This is a genomic window from Pectobacterium aroidearum (assembly GCF_015689195.1).
Taxonomy (GTDB): domain Bacteria; phylum Pseudomonadota; class Gammaproteobacteria; order Enterobacterales; family Enterobacteriaceae; genus Pectobacterium; species Pectobacterium aroidearum.
Genome location: NZ_CP065044.1, coordinates 3,553,961 through 3,576,295 on the forward strand (window position 1 = coordinate 3,553,961; position 22,335 = coordinate 3,576,295).

General features: G+C 52.6%; 16 protein-coding genes and 1 pseudogene. 12 read left to right on the top strand and 5 right to left on the bottom strand.

Annotated features, from left to right (window positions below; translation table 11 throughout):
• The first annotated feature begins 9 nt into the window (after positions 1-9).
• The 5 genes and pseudogenes from kdpB (at position 10) to I2D83_RS15925 (ending at position 6,926) form a co-directional block, all read left to right on the top strand.
• On the top strand, positions 10-2,154 hold the full coding sequence (gene kdpB / locus I2D83_RS15905; protein ID WP_205946901.1) for a potassium-transporting ATPase subunit KdpB: 2,145 nt from the start codon (positions 10-12) through the stop codon (positions 2,152-2,154).
• Positions 2,155-2,173: 19 nt separating this feature from the next.
• Positions 2,174-2,749 carry a potassium-transporting ATPase subunit KdpC gene (kdpC, locus tag I2D83_RS15910; protein WP_205946902.1) on the top strand — a complete coding sequence of 192 codons (576 nt, stop codon included), beginning with the start codon at positions 2,174-2,176 and terminating at the stop codon, positions 2,747-2,749.
• A 225-nt stretch (positions 2,750-2,974) separates the two neighbouring features.
• On the top strand, positions 2,975-5,722 hold the full coding sequence (gene kdpD, locus I2D83_RS15915; RefSeq protein ID WP_205946903.1) for a two-component system sensor histidine kinase KdpD: 2,748 nt from the start codon (positions 2,975-2,977) through the stop codon (positions 5,720-5,722).
• Positions 5,723-5,727: 5 nt separating this feature from the next.
• Positions 5,728-6,408: a two-component system response regulator KdpE gene (gene kdpE, locus I2D83_RS15920; RefSeq protein WP_180778366.1), complete on the top strand. Its 681-nt coding sequence runs from the start codon at positions 5,728-5,730 to the stop codon at positions 6,406-6,408.
• Positions 6,409-6,490: 82 nt separating this feature from the next.
• Positions 6,491-6,926: pseudogene (locus tag I2D83_RS15925) on the top strand (EamA family transporter).
• A gap of 201 nt (positions 6,927-7,127) precedes the next feature.
• Here I2D83_RS15925 and pgm read toward each other — a convergent pair.
• Both pgm and seqA read right to left on the bottom strand, forming a co-directional pair.
• Positions 7,128-8,771, bottom strand: a complete 1,644-nt coding sequence (pgm, locus tag I2D83_RS15930) for a phosphoglucomutase (alpha-D-glucose-1,6-bisphosphate-dependent) (protein WP_180778365.1) — start codon at positions 8,769-8,771, stop codon at positions 7,128-7,130.
• Positions 8,772-8,818: 47 nt separating this feature from the next.
• Positions 8,819-9,355: a replication initiation negative regulator SeqA gene (seqA, locus tag I2D83_RS15935; protein WP_015839491.1), complete on the bottom strand. Its 537-nt coding sequence runs from the start codon at positions 9,353-9,355 to the stop codon at positions 8,819-8,821.
• Positions 9,356-9,753: 398 nt separating this feature from the next.
• Between seqA and ybfF the strand changes: the two genes are divergently transcribed.
• Both ybfF and ybfE read left to right on the top strand, forming a co-directional pair.
• Positions 9,754-10,521 carry an esterase gene (ybfF, locus tag I2D83_RS15940; protein WP_181848227.1) on the top strand — a complete coding sequence of 256 codons (768 nt, stop codon included), beginning with the start codon at positions 9,754-9,756 and terminating at the stop codon, positions 10,519-10,521.
• 306 nt (positions 10,522-10,827) lie between these two features.
• Positions 10,828-11,109 carry a LexA regulated protein gene (gene ybfE, locus I2D83_RS15945; protein WP_015839489.1) on the top strand — a complete coding sequence of 94 codons (282 nt, stop codon included), beginning with the start codon at positions 10,828-10,830 and terminating at the stop codon, positions 11,107-11,109.
• A gap of 142 nt (positions 11,110-11,251) precedes the next feature.
• On the opposite strand, the gene I2D83_RS15950 is transcribed toward ybfE, so the two are convergent.
• Positions 11,252-12,919: a methyl-accepting chemotaxis protein gene (locus I2D83_RS15950; protein WP_015839488.1), complete on the bottom strand. Its 1,668-nt coding sequence runs from the start codon at positions 12,917-12,919 to the stop codon at positions 11,252-11,254.
• Between the two features lie 878 nt (positions 12,920-13,797).
• On the opposite strand from I2D83_RS15950, the gene fldA reads away from it, so the two are divergent.
• Positions 13,798-14,325 carry a flavodoxin FldA gene (gene fldA, locus I2D83_RS15955; RefSeq protein ID WP_010285453.1) on the top strand — a complete coding sequence of 176 codons (528 nt, stop codon included), beginning with the start codon at positions 13,798-13,800 and terminating at the stop codon, positions 14,323-14,325.
• Positions 14,326-14,653: 328 nt separating this feature from the next.
• Positions 14,654-15,103, top strand: a complete 450-nt coding sequence (fur, locus tag I2D83_RS15960) for a ferric iron uptake transcriptional regulator (RefSeq protein ID WP_015839486.1) — start codon at positions 14,654-14,656, stop codon at positions 15,101-15,103.
• A 65-nt stretch (positions 15,104-15,168) separates the two neighbouring features.
• On the opposite strand, the gene glnS is transcribed toward fur, so the two are convergent.
• Entirely contained in the window at positions 15,169-16,827 is a 1,659-nt protein-coding gene (glnS, locus tag I2D83_RS15965; protein WP_015839485.1) for a glutamine--tRNA ligase, read from the bottom strand.
• Positions 16,828-17,002: 175 nt separating this feature from the next.
• Entirely contained in the window at positions 17,003-18,499 is a 1,497-nt protein-coding gene (gene nagE, locus I2D83_RS15970; RefSeq protein ID WP_205946904.1) for an N-acetylglucosamine-specific PTS transporter subunit IIBC, read from the bottom strand.
• Between the two features lie 353 nt (positions 18,500-18,852).
• On the opposite strand from nagE, the gene nagB reads away from it, so the two are divergent.
• The 3 genes from nagB (at position 18,853) to nagC (ending at position 22,167) form a co-directional block, all read left to right on the top strand.
• Positions 18,853-19,653, top strand: a complete 801-nt coding sequence (gene nagB, locus I2D83_RS15975; protein ID WP_205946905.1) for a glucosamine-6-phosphate deaminase — start codon at positions 18,853-18,855, stop codon at positions 19,651-19,653.
• A 19-nt stretch (positions 19,654-19,672) separates the two neighbouring features.
• Positions 19,673-20,818 carry an N-acetylglucosamine-6-phosphate deacetylase gene (gene nagA / locus I2D83_RS15980; protein WP_205948209.1) on the top strand — a complete coding sequence of 382 codons (1,146 nt, stop codon included), beginning with the start codon at positions 19,673-19,675 and terminating at the stop codon, positions 20,816-20,818.
• 125 nt (positions 20,819-20,943) lie between these two features.
• Positions 20,944-22,167, top strand: coding sequence for a DNA-binding transcriptional regulator NagC (nagC, locus tag I2D83_RS15985; protein WP_180778363.1), 1,224 nt, complete (start codon positions 20,944-20,946; stop codon positions 22,165-22,167).
• Positions 22,168-22,335: the final 168 nt, after the last annotated feature.

Genomic DNA, 22,335 nt, shown 5'->3' on the forward strand with positions numbered 1-22,335 from the left:
AGACTTTTTATGACTCGTCACACGATGAATCATCAGGCAACACAGGAACCGTCCTCTGCCCAGCAGGGCGAGGCTTCCCGCCACGCTGGCAAACGCAAACAGCAAACGCTGTTTGATAGAACATTAATCCGCTCGGCGCTGAAAGATGCGCTGAAGAAACTCGATCCGCGCGTGCAGTGGCGCAATCCGGTCATGTTCGTGGTGTACCTCGGCAGTATGCTGACCACCCTCGTCTGGCTGGCTATTCTGGCCGGTAAAACGGAAGGGAACGCCATGTTTACCGGGTTGGTATCACTCTGGCTGTGGTTTACCGTGCTATTCGCCAACATGGCCGAGGCGCTGGCAGAAGGCCGCAGCAAAGCACAGGCAAACGCGCTGAAAGGCGTCAAAAAAACCAGTTGGGCGAATAAACTCTCCGCACCGCATCACGATGCCAGTTCGGAATCCGTGCCAGCCGATAGCCTGCGCAAAGGCGATATCGTGCTGGTGAGCGCGGGCGAAACGATCCCATGCGACGGTGAAGTGCTGGAGGGGGGGGCATCCGTCGATGAAAGTGCCATCACCGGGGAATCTGCGCCGGTGATTCGCGAGTCCGGCGGCGATTTCGCCTCCGTCACTGGCGGCACGCGCGTGCTGTCCGACTGGCTGGTGATTCAGTGCAGCGTCAATCCCGGCGAAACGTTCCTTGACCGGATGATTGCGATGGTCGAAGGTGCGCAGCGTCGGAAAACCCCGAACGAAATCGCGCTGACCATTCTGCTGATCGAACTCACGCTCATCTTCCTGCTGGTGACTGCCACGCTCTACCCGTTCTCTTGGTTCGGCGTACAGGCGAATCACAGCGGCGATGTCGTCGGCGTGACCGTACTTGTCGCCCTGCTCGTCTGCCTGATCCCCACCACCATCGGTGGCCTACTGTCGGCTATCGGCGTGGCAGGAATGAGCCGAATGCTGGGAGCGAACGTGATTGCCACCAGCGGACGTGCCGTCGAAGCGGCGGGCGATATTGACGTTCTGCTGCTGGATAAAACCGGCACCATTACGCTGGGCAACCGTCAGGCTTCGGCTTTCCTGCCTGCGCCGGGTGTGACGGAACAGGCACTGGCTGACGCCGCGCGTCTCGCCTCCTTAGCCGATGAAACGCCCGAAGGACGTAGCATCGTGGTGCTGGCGAAGCAGCGTTTTAATCTGGCAGATCAGGACCTCACATCGCTGGACGCCACCTTTGTTCCCTTTACGGCGCAGACACGTATGAGTGGCGTCAATTTCGGCCAGCGCACCATTCGTAAAGGTGCCGTCGATGCCCTGCGCCGCTACATTGAAGCGAACAACGGCGATTTCCCGCATCAGGTAGAAGAAGCAGTATCTAACGTTGCTCGCAGCGGAGGGACACCGCTGGTCGTTGCGGAAGGCAAGCGCGTGCTTGGCGTGGTGGAACTGAAAGACATCGTAAAAAGCGGCATCAAAGCGCGCTTTGCCGAGCTGCGCAGTATGGGAATCAAAACCGTGATGATCACCGGCGACAACCCGCTCACGGCGGCGGCAATTGCCGCAGAAGCCGGCGTCGATGATTTTCTGGCGGAAGCCACACCGGAAACCAAGCTGGCGCTGATTCGCCAGTATCAGGCCGAAGGTCGACTGGTCGCGATGACTGGAGATGGCACTAACGATGCCCCCGCGCTGGCGCAGGCAGACGTGGCGGTGGCCATGAACTCCGGCACGCAGGCCGCAAAGGAAGCGGGCAACATGGTTGATTTGGACTCCAATCCAACCAAGCTGATCGAGGTCGTACACATCGGTAAGCAGATGCTGATGACGCGTGGTTCGCTGACGACGTTCAGTATCGCCAACGACGTGGCGAAATATTTCGCCATTATCCCGGCCGCCTTTGCTGCCACCTACCCGCAGCTCAATGCGCTAAACGTGATGCAGTTGCACTCCCCCACCTCGGCTATGCTGTCGGCGGTGATTTTCAATGCGCTGATTATTGTGTTTCTGATCCCACTGGCGCTCAAAGGGATTAGCTATCGACCCATGAGCGCCGCGGCACAGTTAAGCCGCAATCTGTGGATTTATGGTCTTGGCGGGCTGCTGGTGCCGTTCCTCGGTATCAAGCTTATTGATATGTTGCTGACTGGGCTGAATCTGGCTTAAGGACTGACGGGTGTACGCGATGCGCTATTTACGTTCCTCTTTGTTTTTATTCTTATTATTGCTGCTGTTTACCGGCCTGGCCTACCCGCTGTTGACAACGGTGCTGGCACAGTGGCTGTTTCCGACTCAGGCAAACGGATCGCTGATTTACCGTGACAATGCCGCCGTGGGTTCATCCCTGATCGGGCAGTCATTCAGTCGGGCGGGCTATTTTCAGGGGCGTCCTTCCGCCACGTCAGATGCGCCTTATAACGCGCTGGCATCCGGTGGTAGCAATCTGGCCGCCAGCAATCCGGCGCTGGACAAACAGTTCGTCGAACGCGCTGCGCGCTGGCATCAGTTGGTTGGCAATCAACTGCCGGTGCCTGCTGAATTGTTAACAGCATCCGGCAGCGGATTGGACCCGCAGATTTCCCCAGAAGCTGCGCGTTATCAGGCGCTCTACATCGCACAGGCCAGAGGGATGTCGCTCCAGCAGGTACAGCAATTGATCGATCGCTTTACCGAAACGAGTAAACCCGCGTTCATTGGGCAGCCGGCGGTCAATGTCCTGCTGCTGAATCTGGCGTTGGATAAGGAAAACCCCCTGCCCTAATCGGCTGTGCGTTACTATTAATCATTATACGGAACCCCGCTGAGGCCATAGAGCGGTGGTAATGGGTAGATCGTAAAGACGCTGTGAATACGTCCCTGTACGCTCGGCTTGCGCCATCCCTGGCGCAAACGCTTTACTCTTCTATCCCATTACCACCGTTTTCGTTCCACAAATCGCTATCTGCGGCCTGACGATTGTTCAGGCCGCGCTAATAAGGGATAGAACATGATTGACGGTGAAGATCGTCGCCCGGATCCCGATAGCCTGCTGGCTCAGGTCGGTGCGCCACCACGCGGCAAGCTGAAGATCTTTTTTGGCGCCTGCGCGGGCGTCGGGAAAACGTATGCCATGTTGCAGGAAGCTCAGCGGCTGCGTGCTCAGGGGTTGGATATTCTTGTCGGTGTAGTCGAAACCCACGGTCGCAGCGAAACGGCTGCACTGCTGGATGGTTTACCGCTGCTGCCGCTCAAGCATTTGCGTCACCACGGTCGCCATACGGTCGAATTCGATCTGGATGCGGCGCTGGCACGCTGTCCGGCGCTGATTCTGATCGACGAGCTGGCGCACAGCAACGTAAGTGGATCGCGCCACCCCAAGCGCTGGCAGGACGTGCAGGAACTGCTTGATGCCGGTATCGACGTCTTTACGACGGTGAACGTTCAGCATCTGGAAAGCCTGAATGATGTAGTCGGTGGCGTCACGGGGATTCGCGTGCGGGAAACCGTGCCAGACCCGATATTCGATCAGGCCAGCGAAGTCATTTTGGTGGATCTTCCACCGGACGATCTGCGGCAACGCCTGAACGAAGGCAAAGTGTACCTGCCGCTACAAGCCGAGCGCGCCGTCGAGAACTTTTTCCGTAAAGGCAATTTGATCGCCCTGCGTGAACTGGCGCTGCGACGCATGGCAGATCGGGTTGACGATCAAATGCGTGCCATGCGTGCCGGACAAGGGCGCGAGCAGGTCTGGCATACGCGCGATGCCATTCTGTTATGTATCGGCCACGGCACGGGTAATGAAAAGCTGGTACGAACGGCGGCACGTCTGGCAGCGCGGTTAGGCAGCGCCTGGCACGCCGTTTACGTCGAAACCCCGCGCCTGCACCGCTTGCCTGAACCGCAACGGCGCGCCATCCTGCGTGCGCTCAAGCTGGCGCAGGATTTAGGGGCAGAAACGGTTACGCTGTCTGAGCCCGACGAAGAACATGCCGTCCTGCGCTATGCGCGTGAGCACAACCTCGGCAAGATCGTCATTGGCCGCCATGTGGAGCAGCGCTTCGGCTGGTGGTGGCGCACTCGCTTTGCCGAACGGCTAGGCAGACTGGGGCCAGATCTCGATCTGGTCGTGGTGGCCGTGCAGGATGATGTTCCTGCCACGCCGATAAAAACGCCTGATGCGCGCGGTCTGGTAGAAAAATGGCGTATGCAGCTGTTTGGCTGCGGGCTCGCCACGCTACTGTGCGCCTTGATCACCCTACTCGCCTCATGGTCGCCGTTTGCCATGCTGGAACCGGTCAATCTGGTGATGATTTATCTGCTGGCTGTGGTCGTTGTCGCGCTCTTCTTTGGTCGCTGGCCGTCGGTGTTCGCCGCCATCATCAATGTCGCCAGTTTCGATCTCTTCTTCATTCTGCCGCGTGGCACCTTTGCCGTGTCGGATGCACAATATCTGGTCACCTTCGCCGTGATGCTTGGCGTCGGCCTGCTGGTCGGTAATCTGACCGCTGGCGTGCGTTATCAGGCCAGAGTCGCCCGTTATCGCGAGCAGCGCGTCCGCCATCTGTATGAGATGTCCAAGGCGTTGAACCGCAGCCTGTCCAGCGCCGATATTGTCGAGGCCAGCCAGCATTTTCTCAGCACGACATTTCAGGCCAGGATCGCGGTTCTGCTCGCCGATAGCCTGCATCATACCTCGCCTGAACTCGCACAACCTGCGCGAGACAGTCAGCAATTGATTGTCGATCACGCCATCGCCCGCTGGAGCTTCGACCATCGCGCGCCTGCCGGAGCGGGAACAACCACCCTGCCCGGCGTGTCGTATCAGATCCTGCCGCTCGCCACCACGCAGCAAATCTTCGGTGTGTTAGCAATCGAACCCAATAATGCCCGCCAGCTGATGATCCCCGAACAGCAGCGGCTGCTGGAAACCTTTACCGTGCTGATCGCCAATGCGCTGGAGCGTCTGCACCTGATGCAAAGTACGGAAAATGCCCGGCTGGATGCCGAGCGCGAACAGTTGCGTAACTCGCTGCTCGCCGCGCTCTCACACGATCTCCGCACGCCACTGACCGTACTTTTTGGTCAGGCCGAGATTCTGACGCTGAATCTGGCGAGCGAAGGGTCGCCTTATGCTCAGCAGGCCAACCAGATCCGCCAGCATATTTTAAACACCACGCGGCTGGTGAATAATCTGCTCGATATGGCGCGTATTCAGTCGGATGGCTTTAACCTGCGCAAAGAGTGGCAAACACCGGAGGAGCTCATCGGCAGCGCCCTACAACAGTTGGAAAGCGCGCTGGCGAAAAACACCATTCAGGTTAATCTACCTGATGAGATGGTTCTGGTTTATTGTGATGCGGGGCTGGTGGAACGCGTGTTCATTAACCTGCTGGAGAATGCGCTAAAATACGCTGGCGAGCAGGCCACGATTGCCATTTCAGCAAGCGTTATTGCAGAGAGCACGGCGTCGCAGCCCGATGATCAGGAAAGCGTGCTGGAAATTATTGTGCAGGACAATGGCCCGGGGATTGAGCACGGTCAGGAAAGTATGATTTTTGATAAATTCTCCCGTGGTCATAAAGAGTCATCCATTCCCGGTGTGGGACTGGGGCTGGCGATCTGCCGGGCAATTGTAGAAATTCACGGTGGCCGAATCTGGGCAACGAATGCGGAAAGCGGCGGCGCAGCTTTCCATTTCACACTTCCGCTGTCGACACCACCAGACCTCGAACCGGAAGATATTGAGGAGCACTGAATCCATTGCAGGCCACTATTCTGATCGTTGAAGATGAAAAAGAGATCCGTCGTTTCGTGCGTCAGGCGCTGGAAGGCGAAGGCTGTCGCGTGTTTGACGCAGAAACAATGCAGCGCGGCTTGCTGGAAGCAGCCACGCGCAAACCCGATCTGATTATTCTCGATTTAGGCCTGCCGGATGGCGACGGTATCGACTATATCCGCGATTTACGTCAGTGGAGCAGCCTGCCCGTGATTGTGCTTTCCGCCCGTACCGACGAGCAGGATAAAATAGACGCGCTGGATGCGGGTGCCGATGATTATCTGACCAAACCGTTCGGCATCGGCGAGTTACTGGCGCGATTGCGCGTCGCGCTGCGTCGCCACAGCAATACACAGCAGGAAACGCCGCTGGTGAGCTTCGGGGCGATCACTGTGGATTTACTCAATCGGCAGGTGAACCGCGACGGACAGGAACTGCATCTGACGCCTATCGAATTTCGCCTGCTAGCTACACTCCTCGCTAACCCTGGAAAAGTGCTGACGCAACGTCAGCTACTGGCGCAGGTTTGGGGGCCGAATGCCGTCGAGCACAGCCACTATCTGCGTATTTATATGGGGCACCTGCGCCAGAAGCTGGAAAGCGATCCGGCAAGACCACGCCATCTCTTGACGGAAACCGCTATCGGTTATCGATTTATGCCGTAAAATCATCCTTCTGTATCAGGCGACGCCCATGGAGAATCTCTCCCGCGATGCGTGCCCGTCATTTCTTCAGGAATACATCGTCATGAGTAGTTGGTTAATTTACGCTTTGCTGTCTGCTGTCTGCTGTATGCGCCGCGCTGGTCGCGATATTTGGCAAGATTGGTCTGCAAAATTTGGACGCCAATACGGCGACCGCAATTCGTGCCGTCATCATGGCACTTTTTCTGGTAGGGGTGGTGGTCGCACAAGGCAAACTGGTGCTGGTCGGCGAGATTATTGCCAATAAGAAAGCGCTGTTGTTCATTGTGCTCAGCGGCGTCGCGGGTGCGCTGTCGTGGCTGTTTTACTTTGTCGCATTGAAGAACGGTAACGTCGCACAGGTTGCTCCGATCGATAAGCTCAGTGTGGTGTTCGCTGTCGTGCTGGCAGTCATCCTGCTGGGAGAAAAGATTTCGCTGATGGCGGGCGTCGGTGTTGCGCTGATTTCAGCAGGTGCGCTACTGGTCGCATTGGGATAAACCTATTCTACAAAGGCTGCTGACAAAACCTCTGAGCGGTAGTAACGGATAGATCGTAAAGACGCTGTAAACACATCCCTGTGCGCTCGGATTGCGCCATCCCTGGCGCAAACGCTTTACTCTTCTATTCCGTTACTCCCGTTTTCATGCTGCGAATAGGTTTGTTAATCGTCTGAGGCGCTGCAAACAGCGCCTTTTCACTTATTTCGCCGTTGCGAGTACCGCACTGACAATCTCTACCGCTTCTTTCTCGATGCGCTCGCGGTGTTCCACCCCGAGGAAACTTTCACAGTAGATTTTGTAGGCTTCTTCGGTACCGGAAGGACGCGCGGCAAACCAGCCATTTTCCGTCATCACTTTCAGGCCGCCAATCGATGCCCCGTTACCCGGCGCAGCAGTCAGACGTGCAGTAATCGGATCGCCCGCCAGCGTGCTGGCCGACACCTGCTCAGGCGACAGCTTGGATAACACGGCTTTTTGCGCATGCGTCGCGGAAGCCTGAATACGGTTATAGCTTGGCGCGCCAAAGCGCTGTGCCAGCTCATCATAATGCTGCTGCGGGTTTTTACCCGTCACGGCCGTAATTTCTGCCGCCAGCAGACACAAGATGATCCCGTCTTTGTCCGTCGACCACGGCGTACCATCAAAGCGCAGGAAAGATGCACCCGCGCTCTCTTCACCACCGAAGCCAAAGCTGCCGTCATACAGACCGTCAACGAACCATTTGAAGCCAACCGGCACTTCCACCAGCTTACGACCCAAATCGGCCACTACGCGATCGATCATCGCGCTGGATACCAGTGTTTTGCCGACAGCAACAGACTGTCCCCACTGTGGACGATGCTGGAACAGATAGTTGATCGCCACCGCCAGATAGTGGTTCGGATTCATCAACCCAGAAGGCGTGACGATACCGTGGCGGTCATAATCAGGATCGTTAGCAAACGCCAGATCGAATTTATCACGCAGCGCCAGTAGCCCAGCCATGGCGAATTCTGACGAGCAGTCCATACGAATCACGCCATCGTGATCCAGCGACATAAAGCGGAATGTCTGATCGACGGCATCATTCACCAGCGTCAGGTCAAGCTTGTAATGCTCTGCGATACGCTGCCAGTAGGCAATACCGGAACCACCCAGCGGGTCAACACCGAGTTTCAGACCGGCACGTTGAATCGCCGCCATGTCCACCACGCTAGCCAGACCTTCGACATACGGCTGAACCAGATCCTGCTCGTGGACATGTCCGCTTTTCCACGCCTGATCCAGCGTAATGCGTTTCACGTCGCGCAGTTCATCCGCCAGCAAGGCATTCGCACGCTTCTCAATCACGCTGGTGAGATTGGTATCTGCCGGGCCACCGTTTGGCGGATTATATTTAATGCCACCATCTTCCGGCGGGTTGTGGGACGGCGTGATCACAATGCCGTCCGCCAGCGCACCGCCCTGACGATTGTGAACCAGAATGGCGTTAGACACCGCTGGCGTTGGGGTAAAACCATTATCCAACTGCACGATGACATCAACGCCATTGGCAGCCAACACTTCCAGCACGGAAATAAACGCCGGCTCGGAGAGCGCGTGGGTATCTTTACCGACATAGCACGGGCCGCTGATGCCTTGCTTTTTACGCTCTTCAGCAATCGCCTGCGCAATCGCCAGAATGTGCGGTTCATTAAAGCTATGACGCCCCGCGCTGCCGCGATGGCCAGACGTACCAAATTTCACCGCGTGCGCTGTGTTGCCGACTTCCGGCTGCAGCACATAATATTGTGACGTTAACTGTGCCACATTAATCAAATCGCTCTGCCGGGCAGGCTGTCCGGCCCTTGGGTGATTAGCCATTGGCGCTTCTCCCTAACGCTGTAGTTAGATAAATGGTTAATAAATAATTAGATGGTTCCGCACACTTTCTCTGTCAGTTCCGCAGGGAACTGCATCGTCAGCATGATGTGCTCAACCATGCTACGTTTACGACCGGTATTCGTGTTGGTAATCACCCAGTATGGCGTGCCCGGAATATGTTTGGGTTTTGTGTGTGTGCCATGCTGAAGCAACGTTTGTTGGTCGCCCGCGAAATAGACCCGCGTGCGGCCATGAAGAGATTCTGTCGCGGCAGCAAACTCCTGCGGCGATAAGGTATACAGCGTGGACAGAACCAGCATAAAGCGATTGATGGCCTTATTCTGTTCAGCGTATTCATCCGACAGCAGCAGCTCACGCAGGGTTCGTACCCGATCGCGCGGGCTCGGCGCCGCGGCAGGCTGAGATGTCGCCGTTGTGACAGCCTCTACGGCAGGCGTGACCACAGGCTGCCCAGCGGTAAATTTCAGCATACGCCGTAAAATATCCGATGCGCTTTCACCGATATGTTGTGTGTGGCTGGCAATATAACGATAAAGCTCTTCGTCGACTTCAATAGTTTTCATCTTTATCCAGTGCTGTTTTTACCCAAAATTGTGCAAATTACAGAGACGTTTCCCTTCTGTAACCCGACATCTATGGGTAGATGACTCAAATCAAAAGGATTATACAGGCGTTCAAACATTATCGAACAGCGGCATAATGGGACAATATCAAAAGTCAGACGATGCCCCAATGCCTTTCACATTCCTTCGAGTGCTATCCCCGTCATACTTCAAGTTGCATGTACGTTGGCTGCGCTTACTCACCCGAATCACTTACTTAAGTAAGCTCATCGGGATTCCCTCGCTTGCCGCCTGCCTGAAACTCGAATTATTTAGGGTATGTATCGATTCCTTCAGCGACAACATTGATTCTAAAGTCATGATACCCTAAGCCCATGTCTCTCTGAATGAACTTCACCATGAAATTGAATCATCGCTGGCAAAATGCGCACCAACCCACAGATAAACTCCCTGTCGTCCTGATTCATGGCCTGTTTGGCACGCTGGATAACCTTGGCGTATTGGGCCGGGACTTGCAAAACACGCACGACATCCTGCAAATCGATTTACGCAATCATGGTTTGTCGCCGCGCTCATCGCAGATGAACTATCCCGCGATGGCGCAGGACGTGCTGGCGCTGCTGGATGAACTGAACATCGAACGCGCTATTGTTATTGGCCATTCAATGGGCGGGAAAGTCGCGATGGCGCTCAGCGCGCTCATTCCTGAACGACTGGACAAACTGGTCGCGATCGACATCGCACCGGTGGATTATCAGGTGCGCCGCCACGATACCATTTTTGCCGCGCTACGCGCCGTGACGGAAGCGGGCCTGACATCGCGCTCGGAAGCCACGACATTAATGCGTCAGCATATAAAGGAAGAAGGGGTGATTCAGTTTTTGCTGAAATCGTTCCAACAGGGAGAGTGGCGTTTTAACGTACCGGTGTTGTGGGATGAGTACGAAAACATCGTGGGCTGGCAGGATGTTCCCGCCTGGCAAGGCCCTATCCTGTTTATTCGCGGCGGCGATTCCCCCTATCTGGACGATCGCTACCGCGATTCGCTATTGCGTCAATTCCCGGCAGCGCGTGCGCATGTGGTCAGCGGAGCGGGTCACTGGGTTCACTCAGAAAAGCCCGAAGCAGTTTTGCGCGCTATCCACCGTTTTCTGGACACGAATTAACCAGACAGCACTGACACTGGCGGATTCATGATAACGGCGGCAGTTAACCGTTGTCGCCGCCAGTGCGGCTAGGGTATGATGGCGCTCGCAGTAGAGGGACGGCTGATTCAGCCACAAGCATTGTAACCACTTCATCAAAATGCACGCATCACTTCCCGACATGTTTCACAGATAGAAAACCGCACTCTGGCACTTTCTGTTGCAGAATGAGCTGTTGCAGAGTGAGAATCGGCATCGCTTTTATCTGTAGAACAAGACGGACAGCGCCGTGTATTTTGGTCCGAATACCTTGCAGTATCATTACTTATGGCAAAAGAACAAACGGATCGCACCACACTGGATCTGTTCGCAGACGAGCGTCGTCCGGGCCGCCCCAAGACCAACCCGCTCTCGCGTGACGAACAACTAAGAATTAACAAGCGTAATCAGCTACGTCGCGATAAAGTTCGTGGCTTGCGCCGTGTTGAATTAAAGATTAACAGCGACGCCGTTGATATCCTGAACAGCCTTGCTGAAGAGCGGAATATTAGCCGCAGTGAATTGATTGAAGAGATGCTGCTGGCGCAGTTGGCAGATCAGCAATCCTGATTGACGTAATACGACATTCACATCTTGTGCGGCGCCATTTCTGACGCCGCCTGAACATTCACCCAAGATTAAACACTCGACCTCAGGTTAAACGACACTTTCTGTTCTGACTAACACACGGTTTTTCTAACGAAAACCCGCATCAGAATTTTTCCCAATTGTCGTTGCTGGGTGGCAACGCTTTCGCGGCACGTGGCGCAACCGCCTGCGTTTTCTGCACCGGTTTTGCGGCCACTTGCAATGCTGACTGCGTATCGGACAGTTGGAACAGCGACACCGTCTGGTTCAGCAACGCCGCCTGCTCTTCCAGCGACAAGGCTGCAGACGAGGCCTGTTCAACCAACGCGGCGTTTTGCTGCGTTACGCTGTCCATTTCCGCCACGGCCTGACCAACCTGTGCAATCCCTTTGCTCTGCTCTTCCGATGCCGATGCAATTTCACCCATAATATCCGTCACGTTGGTCACCGCACGGACGATATCCTGCATGGTGTCACCAGCGTCACTAACCAGATTAGACCCAGTATCAACACAGCGAACAGACTCAGAGATCAGCCCTTCAATCTCTTTAGCCGCCTGCGCACTGCGCTGCGCCAGACTGCGTACTTCTCCCGCAACCACGGCAAACCCGCGCCCTTGCTCACCCGCTCGCGCCGCTTCTACCGCCGCGTTCAACGCCAGAATGTTAGTCTGGAAAGCGATGCCGTTAATCACGGTGGTGATTTCTGCGATTTTTCTTGAACTGCCGGAGATTTCCGCCATGGTTTTCACCACGTTCTCAACGATCTCGCCGCCCTTCTTCGCCGTTGTCGAGGCTTGTAATGCCAGTTGGCTGGCGTGGTTGGCGTTTTCGGCGTTCTGTTTCACCGTCGCCGTCAGTTGCTCCATACTTGCCGCGGTTTCTTCTAGTGCGGAAGCCTGCTCTTCTGTACGCGAAGACAGATCGTTGTTACCCGCGGCAATTTCAGAAGCGCCCTGATAGATGGAATCCGTACTGTTTCTGATTGTGCTAACCGTGCTGGCCAGACTCCCCTGCATTTCACGCAACAGTGGGAACAGACGACCTACGCAGTTATTACCGAAGTCCAGAATCGGCTTGCCCAAATTGCCAGCAGCTATCACGCTGAAGTGATAGCGCAGGTCATTTAACGGACGAACCAGACACACCACCAAATAACGATCGGTCAGGAACAGCATGATCAGGCCGATAACCAACCCGCTCAGCAAAATGTTCTGCCCAATCGTGGTGATTTGTTCAAAACGAACGCCCGCTGCACCGAATTTCTCTGCACTGGCGTTACTGAATGCGGATAAGGACGCGCCAAATTGACGACTCAGTGGCGGCACAACGTTCTTAGCCTGATTTTGGTAATCATCCAGCGCGTTGGCAACGGCCTTTTGGTAAAGCGGCTCCACACCCTGAGTAACCAGATTGTTCCAGTCACGGCTGACAGCCTGTACCAGCGCGGGGTCCAGACCTGCATGATCGATAGCATTAAACGCCACCAAATCAGATTTCAGTTTATCCAATGCGACGAGTGCGGAAGCCTGCTCTTTATCCGCGGTGGCATTATCACCACTGCGGCGAGCGTCAACGGCACGCGCCAGACGGGTTACCATACGGAAATATTGATCGTTGCCCTGGTTGATAAAATTCATGTTCTGAACCAGCAAGGTGCTGGTTTTCGAGGTCGCCGTCATCTCTTTAAAAGAGAACATGGTATATATCGATACGCCACCCCAAAGGACACAAAAAATGCCCAGTACCCATAGCATAGCGGTTCTGATGGCAATATTTTTTATAAGTCTCATAGCTCACTCCAAATCAGGAAAATGGTTAAAAAGATTTTTATCGCTAATCAACCGATATGAATCAGAAAATTCACACCATGAAACAGGTCACTTCTCCCTAGCGTTCACATTTCACCGAGTTGAAAACTCAAAAACCACGCTAACTCATCGGCTAAACACAGAGAATATTTAGCGTTCTCGCTATATTTATTAATATAATTTTTTATATTGAGAATGAGTTCACCTCTTTTCACAGATATAAGGCTTTTAATCAGAGAGTTACTATCAAAATCGCTGTCGCCCTTGCCTGATGTGCGTTGGCATAGGCATGCTGTCAGGCAACAATTGGAATTTCATTTTATCCTTTAATATCAAAAGTCTAAAAAACTCACCCCCTCATTCTTACCTCTTCGTTTGTAAATGGTTATAGTTCTTATTTCCATTTATTAGGAATATTCCCGCGAAATGTTACAGGTTTTCAATTCGATAAAAACATTATCCTTTGTGCGTATTTTAATTCTCATGAATGGTAACGTACCGTGAAGTAACTTTTATTTCCCACAAACAAAAGTCTGCTTTTAATTACAATCGAAATTAGTTATTAAAATAAAAAGCACATTCATAAAAAATGAAACAATGTCATGAAAAAATATCCACGACGATATTAGGGAAATGCGCGTTTAATCCCAGACGATAGCATAATCCCTATTTATTATGGGGAATTTAGCATCAGCAGAACTGCGTTTCGTTCCTTTACTGCCCCTCCGCATTTCATACGCTCTTGATTTACGCATCCTTACCGATACGAGTTTCTCCTGATGTGAGTGTCTGTTATTATTAACAGATAAGTGGGTGAAACATTACACCATACCATTAGGAATCAAGAGGTTATTCAATTCATGGCACTCATCGGAATATTCTTTGGCAGTGATACTGGCAATACTGAAAACATCGCCAAAACGATCCAACAGCAGTTAGGCACCAACGTTGCTGATGTTCATGACATCGCCAAAAGCAGCAAAGAAGACCTCGAAGGTTTCGACATTCTGCTGTTGGGTATTCCAACCTGGTATTACGGTGAAGCTCAGTGCGATTGGGATGACTTCTTCCCGTCGCTGGAAGAAGTTGATTTCACAGGAAAACTGGTTGCTCTGTTTGGCTGCGGCGATCAGGAAGACTATGCGGAATACTTCTGTGATGCCATGGGTACTATCCGTGACATTATTGAGCCTCGCGGCGCGACGATTGTCGGCCACTGGCCAACAGAGGGTTACTACTTTGAAGCCTCTAAAGGGCTCGCAGACGACAATCACTTCATCGGTCTGGCTATCGATGAAGATCGTCAGCCTGAATTGACCAGCGAACGCGTAACAACGTGGGTTAAACAGATCAGTGATGAACTGAACCTGAAAGAGCTGGTTGGCTAAGTCCTGTTGGCTCTGATATCCCTATCAGAGCCAAAACCGCATTGATAGGTAAAACCTTTCATAATAATTGATACATTTTTTTAACTTCTATCAGTAAACCTGTACAATAATCCCATCGGTTTTATACGTGCTTCACCATTTCCTCATTCATCAACAACGTATTGCGTTCTATACCAGTAGTGTGAATGGGGACAATATTGTTAACATTCCCTTGTTTTCATTTTGTATGTGCGGTTCTATAATTGGGACGCTATTACATTTTTTGAGCCGACCGATGTCATAGGCTAGGCAGCCTCCATTGATAAGTAAGCAACAGGACTAAACCCGCATGACTGACAACAATACCGCATTAAAGAAGGCCGGCCTGAAAGTCACTCTTCCAAGACTGAAAATACTGGAAGTGTTACAGGATCCTGTCTGCCATCACGTCAGTGCGGAAGATTTATATAAGAGACTGATTGATATGGGCGAAGAGATTGGTCTTGCTACCGTCTATCGCGTACTCAACCAGTTTGATGATGCGGGTATCGTAACCCGTCATAACTTCGAAGGTGGAAAATCCGTCTTTGAACTGACGCAGCAGCATCATCACGATCACTTAATTTGCCTCGACTGTGGCAAAGTCATTGAATTCCGCGATGAGTCTATCGAAGCACGCCAACGCGAGATCGCAGAAAGACACGGCATTAAACTGACCAACCACAGTTTGTATCTCTACGGGCATTGCAGTGAAGGGGATTGCCGAGAGGATGAAACCCTGCACGATTCCACACGATAAATCGACCGCATAAAAAAAATAAAACCGCCGAGGCGGTTTTATTTTTATCTTCTTTCCAGTCGGCCTTAGCCCACCCAAGTATCGCGCAGTCCAACCGTACGGTTAAACACAAGATGCTCTGCACTGGAGTAAACACGATCGGCACAGAAGTAACCTTCACGCTCAAACTGATACGCTTTCTCTGCTTCTGCTTGCGCCAGGCTCGCTTCGACAAAACCTTGCGTAATCTTCAGTGAGTCAGGGTTAATCGTCGACAGGAAGTCTTCTGCCGCGCCAGGGTTTGCCACACTAAACAGACGATCGTACAAACGGAATTCCGCAGGTACCGCGTGTGCCGCAGAAACCCAGTGGATCACACCTTTCACTTTACGGCCATCAGCCGGATCTTTGCTCAGCGTCTCTGCATCATAGCTACAGTAGATCGTAGTGATGGTGCCCTGCTCGTCTTTCTCAATGCGATCCGCTTTGATCACATAGGCATTACGCAGACGAACCTCTTTACCCAACACCAAGCGTTTGTACTGTTTATTAGCTTCTTCACGGAAGTCAGCACGGTCGATATAGACTTCACGGCTGAATGCCACCTGACGTGAACCCATTTCAGGTTTGTTCGGGTGGTTTGGCATCGCAACAAACTCTTCATGCCCGGCGGGCAAATTCTCGATCACGACTTTGACCGGGTCCAACACCGCCATCGCACGCGGAGCGTTCTCATTCAGATCGTCGCGGATACAGGATTCAAGCGCGGCCATTTCCACGTTGTTATCCTGCTTCGTAACGCCGATACGCACACAGAACTCACGGATAGAAGACGCACTATAACCGCGACGACGCAGACCAGAAATAGTCGGCATACGCGGATCGTCCCATCCTTCAACGACATTTTCCACCACCAACTGATTCAGCTTACGCTTGGACATAATTGCGTATTCGAGGTTGAGGCGAGAGAATTCGTACTGACGCGGATGGCAAGGAATGGTGATGTTATCCAACACCCAGTCATACAGGCGGCGGTTATCCTGGAATTCCAGTGTACACAGCGAATGCGTGATCCCTTCCAGCGCATCGGAAATGCAGTGGGTGAAATCATACATCGGGTAGATGCACCACTTGTTGCCCGTCTGGTGGTGATCGGCAAATTTAATACGATACAGCACCGGATCGCGCATCACGATAAAGGACGATGCCATATCGATTTTTGCACGTAGGCAGGCAGTACCTTCCGCAAATCCACCGTTACGCATTTTTTCAAACAGCGCCAGGTTTTCCTGCACGGTACGATCGCGGTAAGGGCTATTTTTACCCGGTGCCGTCAGCGTACCACGGTATTCACGGATCTGCTCAGGCGTCAGTTCATCAACGTAAGCCAATCCTTTACCGATCAGCTCAACCGCATACGCGTGCAGCTGATCGAAATAATCAGAAGAATAGCGAACGTCGCCGCTCCATGAAAAGCCCAGCCACTCGACGTCACGTTTGATCGACTCAACGTATTCGATATCTTCTTTTACCGGATTGGTGTCGTCAAAACGCAGGTTGCATTGCCCCTGATAGTCACGCGCAATACCAAAATTCAGGCAAATAGACTTGGCATGTCCAATATGCAGATAGCCGTTCGGCTCTGGCGGGAAACGCGTCTGAATATGGTCATGCTTACCGGACGCCAGATCTTCATCGATAATCTGGCGGATAAAGTTGGTTGGGCGGGCTTCAGCCTCACTCATTCTTCATTCCTCAATGCTAAAACAACGTATAACCGACAATGATCCAACAAGCTACGCTGGGAAACAACCGTTAGTTTCATTTAATTATTCATAACGAAAAAAAAGGGCGAGATTGCCATCTCGCCCTATCAATTTCATTGACATAACACCACGTTAAACAAATAACGCTGTCATATTACGCCTTGTCGTGTTCCGCTTTCAGTGCAGTAGCTATCGATTCAGCCTGCGTCCCCACGATAATCTGTACGCTTTGCTTATTCAGACGAATCACGCCCGCCGCACCAAGACGCTTCGCCTGTGCATCATCCACCAGAGACGAATCCGCCACGTTCAAACGCAAACGCGTGATACAGGCATCAATACCAATCAGGTTGGTTTTTCCGCCCAGCGCCTGCAAATAACCGCGTGCTAACGCCGCGGTATCGCCTGATTTCTCGCTCTCAGACGCGGTACTCACATCATAACCATCAGCTTCGCTACCGCTCACGGCCAGCTCACGTCCCGGCGTTAACAGATTGAAGCGCGTGATGGTAAAGCGGAACACCACATAGTAAATAACGAAGAATACCAGTCCCTGAACAAGCAGCATGTACCACTGGGTGGCTAACGGATTACGCGATGACAGTACCATGTCCACCAGACCAGCACTGAAGCCAAAACCGGCAATCCAATGCATGCTGGCTGCGATAAAGACGGAAAAACCAGTCAGCAGCGCATGCAGGAAATACAGCACCGGTGCCACAAACATGAATGAGAATTCCAGCGGCTCAGTGATACCAGTAAAGAAGGAGGCAAACGCCGCCGCCAGCATAATTCCGGCCACTTTGCTTTTGTTCTCAGGACGCGCGCAGTGATAAATCGCCAGCGCCGCACCCGGCAGGCCGAACATCATAATCGGGAAGAAGCCCGCCTGATAACGTCCGGTGATCCCCACAACGGCTTTGCCTGAATCAATAGACTGCTGGCCAGCCAGGAAGTTAGGGATATCGTTGATACCCGCAACATCAAACCAGAACACAGAGTTCAGCGCGTGGTGCAGCCCAACAGGAATCAGCAAGCGGTTAAAGAAGGCATAAACCCCGGCACCTACCGAGCCCATTTGTTGGATGTGTTCGCCAAACGACACCAGCGCATTGTAAATCACCGGCCAGACGTACATTAAAATGAACGCAACCAGGATCATCAGGAAAGAAACCAGAATTGGTACCAGACGGCGCCCGCTGAAGAACGACAGCGCCTTAGGCAGTTCAACCTGACTAAAGCGGTTATACAGTTCGGCGGACATCACACCGACCAGAATCCCGATGAACTGGTTTTCAATCTTGCCAAACGCCGCAGGCACCTGTTCAACCGGGATCCGTTGGATCATGGCGACAACAGCCGGTGAACACAGCGTGGTCAGCACCAGATAGCCGACAAAACCGGTCAATGCTGCCGCACCATCTTTATCTTTCGACATGCCGTAAGCGACACCGACCGCAAACAGCACCGCCATATGCCCGATAATCGCCTCGCCCGATTTGATGAGAAGTGCCGCTAATGCGTTCTCGCTTCCCCAGCCAACCGGATCAATCCAGTAACCTATCCCCATCAGGATGGCGGCAGCAGGCAGCGTCGCGACAGGCACCATCAGTGCCCGGCCGACTTTTTGTAAATAGCTCAGAGTACTCACTTTTCCCTCTCTTACCTTTACGAGGTAAATGAAATGTTGTGGGGCAAACAAACCTGCCAATAAATTTCACTGCCGAAAAACGTCGCTGTCGCAAAGCTTCAGTATCGAAAAAACATAGCCAGCGGTAGTGCTTAGGGGGAGTGTAAGAAAAATAATTCTCTACACAAATTAAACCCCGTAATTATGTGATAAAAATCACCAAAAAACTGCATATTAAAAGTTTATACCTGAATAAAACCCCAACTTATTTCAAGATTAAAAAAAACGGAGTAGACTAATTTTAATGCATAGACAAAACGCGCAACTGGCGCGATTGACGCAATAAATTCCACTTGAAAACCAGGAGAGCGCTGATGAGACTCATTCCCTTAACTACCGCAGCCGACGTCGGAAAATGGGCCGCCCGCCACATTGTAGAAAAAATTAACGCTTTCAAGCCCAGCGCAAAGCGCCCTTTTATTCTTGGGCTACCGACAGGCAGCTCACCGCTGGAGGCCTACAAATCGCTGGTCGCTATGCATCAAGCGGGTCTGGTGAGCTTCAAACACGTTGTTACCTTCAATATGGATGAATATGTCGGCCTACCGACCGATCATCCGGAAAGCTATCATACCTTCATGCATCAGAATTTCTTCAATCACATTGATATTCCGCGTGAAAACATTAACCTGTTGAACGGCAACGCAGAAGACACCACTGCAGAATGTCGCCGCTATGAAGAGAAAATAAAGTCCTACGGAAAAATTCATCTTTTCATGGGTGGCGTGGGCAATGATGGACATATCGCTTTCAATGAGCCCGCCTCCTCTCTGGCTTCCCGCACCCGCATCAAAACCTTGACGGAAGAAACCCGTATTGCGAATTCCCGTTTCTTCGGCGGGGATGTCAGTCTGGTGCCTAAATTTGCGCTGACCGTGGGCGTCGGTACGTTGCTGGATGCCGAAGAAGTAATGATTCTGGTGACCGGGCGCAACAAGGCGCTGGCACTTCAGGCTGCGGTAGAAGGCAACGTCAACCATATGTGGACTATCAGCTGTCTACAGCTTCATGCCAAGGCCATCATGGTGTGCGACGAGCCTTCAACGATGGAGCTGAAGGTAAAAACTGTTAAATATTTCCGTGAGTTAGAAACGGAAAGTATGAAGAACCTCTAACCGATCGCGGGAGTTGATGATGTACGCGTTAACCCACAGCCGGATTTTTACCGGCCATCAGATTCTGGATAATCACGCCGTCGTGATTGCCGATGGGCTGATCGAGCGAGTCTGCCCACTTGCCGAGCTCCCTGCCGGCATTGAACAACACGACCTGGGCGGCGCGTTTCTCGCTCCGGGGTTTATCGATCTCCAGTTGAACGGATGCGGCGGCGTGCAGTTCAACGACTCGCTGGACACAATTTCCGTCAAAACACTGGAGATCATGCAGCAGGCAAACCAGCGTTCAGGCTGCACCAGCTTCTTACCCACGCTGATTACCTCCAGCGATGCGTTCATGAAGCACAGCATCAACGTGATGAGAGACTGGCTGGCGCAGAATAAGCATCAGGCGCTTGGGCTGCATCTCGAAGGCCCGTGGCTGAATGTGATAAAGAAAGGCACGCATGATCCCGCGTTTATCCGCAAACCAACGCAAGAATTGGTCGACTTTCTGTGTGCCAACGCGGATGCCATTACAAAAATTACGCTGGCACCGGAAGAAGTCGATCCGTCGGTTATTCGCCAGCTAACGGCCGCAGGTATTATCGTCTCCGCGGGGCATTCTAATGCCACCTGGGAACAGGCAAAACAGGGTTTTGCTGCCGGTATTCGTTTCGCTACCCACCTGTTCAACGCCATGCCGTACCTGACCGGTCGTGAACCCGGACTGGTTGGCGCGATTTACGACGCCCCGGAAGTCTATTGCGGTATTATCGCGGATGGGCGGCACGTCGACTGGGCGAATATCCGTAACAGTAAACGTATCAAGGGCGATAAACTGGTGCTGGTTACCGACGCAACGGCACCAGCGGGCGCAGATATTGACCAATTCATTTTTGCTGGTAAAACCATATACTACCGCGATGGCATTTGTGTCGATGAGCACGGTACCCTAAGCGGCTCTGCACTGACCATGATTGAGGCTGTACGTAATAGCGTCGAACATGCGGGTATCGCGCTGGATGAAGCGATTAGAATGGCGACGCTCTATCCCGCTCGCGCCATTGGCGTCGATAAGCAGTTAGGCAGTATTGAAAGCGGTAAAGTGGCAAACTTGACCGCCTTTGACCGTGATTATCAGATTCTCAAGACGTTTGTTAACGGTAATCCTGTTTGGGGATAAAGTGAAAAACATCTTGGGGTAAAGCGAAAATACGTGGAGTAAACCTGATAATCGGTCTACTCCACGTTGACGCAGGCTACGCATTGATATCTGCGTTTATACCTAAAGAAGCGAGTAACTTTTTCATGACCACAGGCGGACAGGCGCAGATAGGGAATGTCGATCTGGTTAAGCAATTAAACAGTGCGGTGGTTTACCGCCTGATTGACCAACAAGGCCCAATCTCACGAATTCAGATAGCAGAACAGAGCCAGCTTGCGCCTGCCAGCGTCACAAAAATCACCCGCCAGCTTCTGGAACGCGGACTCATCAAAGAAGTCGATCAGCAGGCCTCCACAGGTGGCAGGCGTGCCATTTCTATTATCACCGAAAATCGCCCTTTCCATTCTATCGCCGTCCGTCTCGGTCGTTACGACGCCACCATTGCGCTGTACGATTTGCAAGGCAAAGCGCTGGAAGAAACGCACTACGACCTGCAGGAGAAAACGCAGGAGGCGCTGGAAGCCGCACTTTTTCAGGCGATCGGCGGCTTTATCTCCAGCCATCAGCGCCGCATTCGCGAACTCATTGCGATCTCCGTTGTGCTGCCGGGGCTGGTTGATCCGGTGGCAGGCATTGTCCGCTATATGCCACACATCAGCGTAGATAACTGGCAATTGGTCGAAAATCTGCAACGCCAGTTCAACGTTACCAGCTTTGTCGGTCACGATATCCGCAGCCTGGCATTGGCAGAACACTATTTCGGCGCCACCCACGACTCGCTGGATTCCATTCTGGTACGTGTCCATCGAGGAACTGGCGCAGGCATTCTCGTCAACGGGCAAATTTTTCTCGGCAGCAACGGCAACGTCGGCGAGATCGGCCATATTCAGATCGATCCACTTGGCGATCGCTGCCACTGCGGCAATTTCGGCTGTCTGGAAACCGTCGTTGCCAATGCCGCCATTGAACAGCGGGTACAGCATCTGCTGCGTCAGGGTTACCCCAGCAAGCTTTCTACAGATACCCCGACGATTTCTGCCATTTGCAAAGCGGCAAATCGGGGCGACGCCCTCGCCCGTGAGGTGATCGAACAGGCTGGGATCAACCTTGGTAAAGCGCTTTCCATCGCAATCAACCTCTTCAATCCTCAGAAAGTTGTAATTGCTGGTGAAATTACCGAAGCAGAAAAAACGCTGCTTCCTGCGATCCAGCGTTGTATCAACACGCAAGTGCTGAAAGAATTTCGTCATAACCTGCCGATTGAGATCTCCAGCCTCAATCATCTTTCCGCTATCAGCGCATTTGCCTTGGTCAAACGTGCAATGCTAAATGGCGTGCTACTACAGCAATTACTCGAAAATGCCTGACCCTCGTTCTGGCCGGATTATGTAATCACTAAAAACCCGGCCTTTCCTGTGCAGGAATTTGACGAATCAACACCAAAAAATCGAATAAATTAACGAAATACCACATCAATGGCTTTTTTCATTAAATAATATTGAATTCCTATGGCACTTTGATGCTAAATCAATAGC

Bases quoted from the DNA above. Each gene is read 5' to 3' on its own strand.
- kdpB (WP_205946901.1), top strand. From the start codon at position 10: ATGACTCGTCACACGATGAATCATCAGGCAACACAGGAACCGTCCTCT.
- kdpC (WP_205946902.1), top strand. From the start codon at position 2,174: ATGCGCTATTTACGTTCCTCTTTGTTTTTATTCTTATTATTGCTGCTG.
- kdpD (WP_205946903.1), top strand. From the start codon at position 2,975: ATGATTGACGGTGAAGATCGTCGCCCGGATCCCGATAGCCTGCTGGCT.
- pgm (WP_180778365.1), bottom strand. From the start codon at position 8,771: ATGGCTAATCACCCAAGGGCCGGACAGCCTGCCCGGCAGAGCGATTTG.
- seqA (WP_015839491.1), bottom strand. From the start codon at position 9,355: ATGAAAACTATTGAAGTCGACGAAGAGCTTTATCGTTATATTGCCAGC.
- ybfF (WP_181848227.1), top strand. From the start codon at position 9,754: ATGAAATTGAATCATCGCTGGCAAAATGCGCACCAACCCACAGATAAA.
- ybfE (WP_015839489.1), top strand. From the start codon at position 10,828: ATGGCAAAAGAACAAACGGATCGCACCACACTGGATCTGTTCGCAGAC.
- I2D83_RS15950 (WP_015839488.1), bottom strand. From the start codon at position 12,919: ATGAGACTTATAAAAAATATTGCCATCAGAACCGCTATGCTATGGGTA.
- fldA (WP_010285453.1), top strand. From the start codon at position 13,798: ATGGCACTCATCGGAATATTCTTTGGCAGTGATACTGGCAATACTGAA.
- fur (WP_015839486.1), top strand. From the start codon at position 14,654: ATGACTGACAACAATACCGCATTAAAGAAGGCCGGCCTGAAAGTCACT.
- glnS (WP_015839485.1), bottom strand. From the start codon at position 16,827: ATGAGTGAGGCTGAAGCCCGCCCAACCAACTTTATCCGCCAGATTATC.
- nagB (WP_205946905.1), top strand. From the start codon at position 18,853: ATGAGACTCATTCCCTTAACTACCGCAGCCGACGTCGGAAAATGGGCC.
- nagA (WP_205948209.1), top strand. From the start codon at position 19,673: ATGTACGCGTTAACCCACAGCCGGATTTTTACCGGCCATCAGATTCTG.
- nagC (WP_180778363.1), top strand. From the start codon at position 20,944: ATGACCACAGGCGGACAGGCGCAGATAGGGAATGTCGATCTGGTTAAG.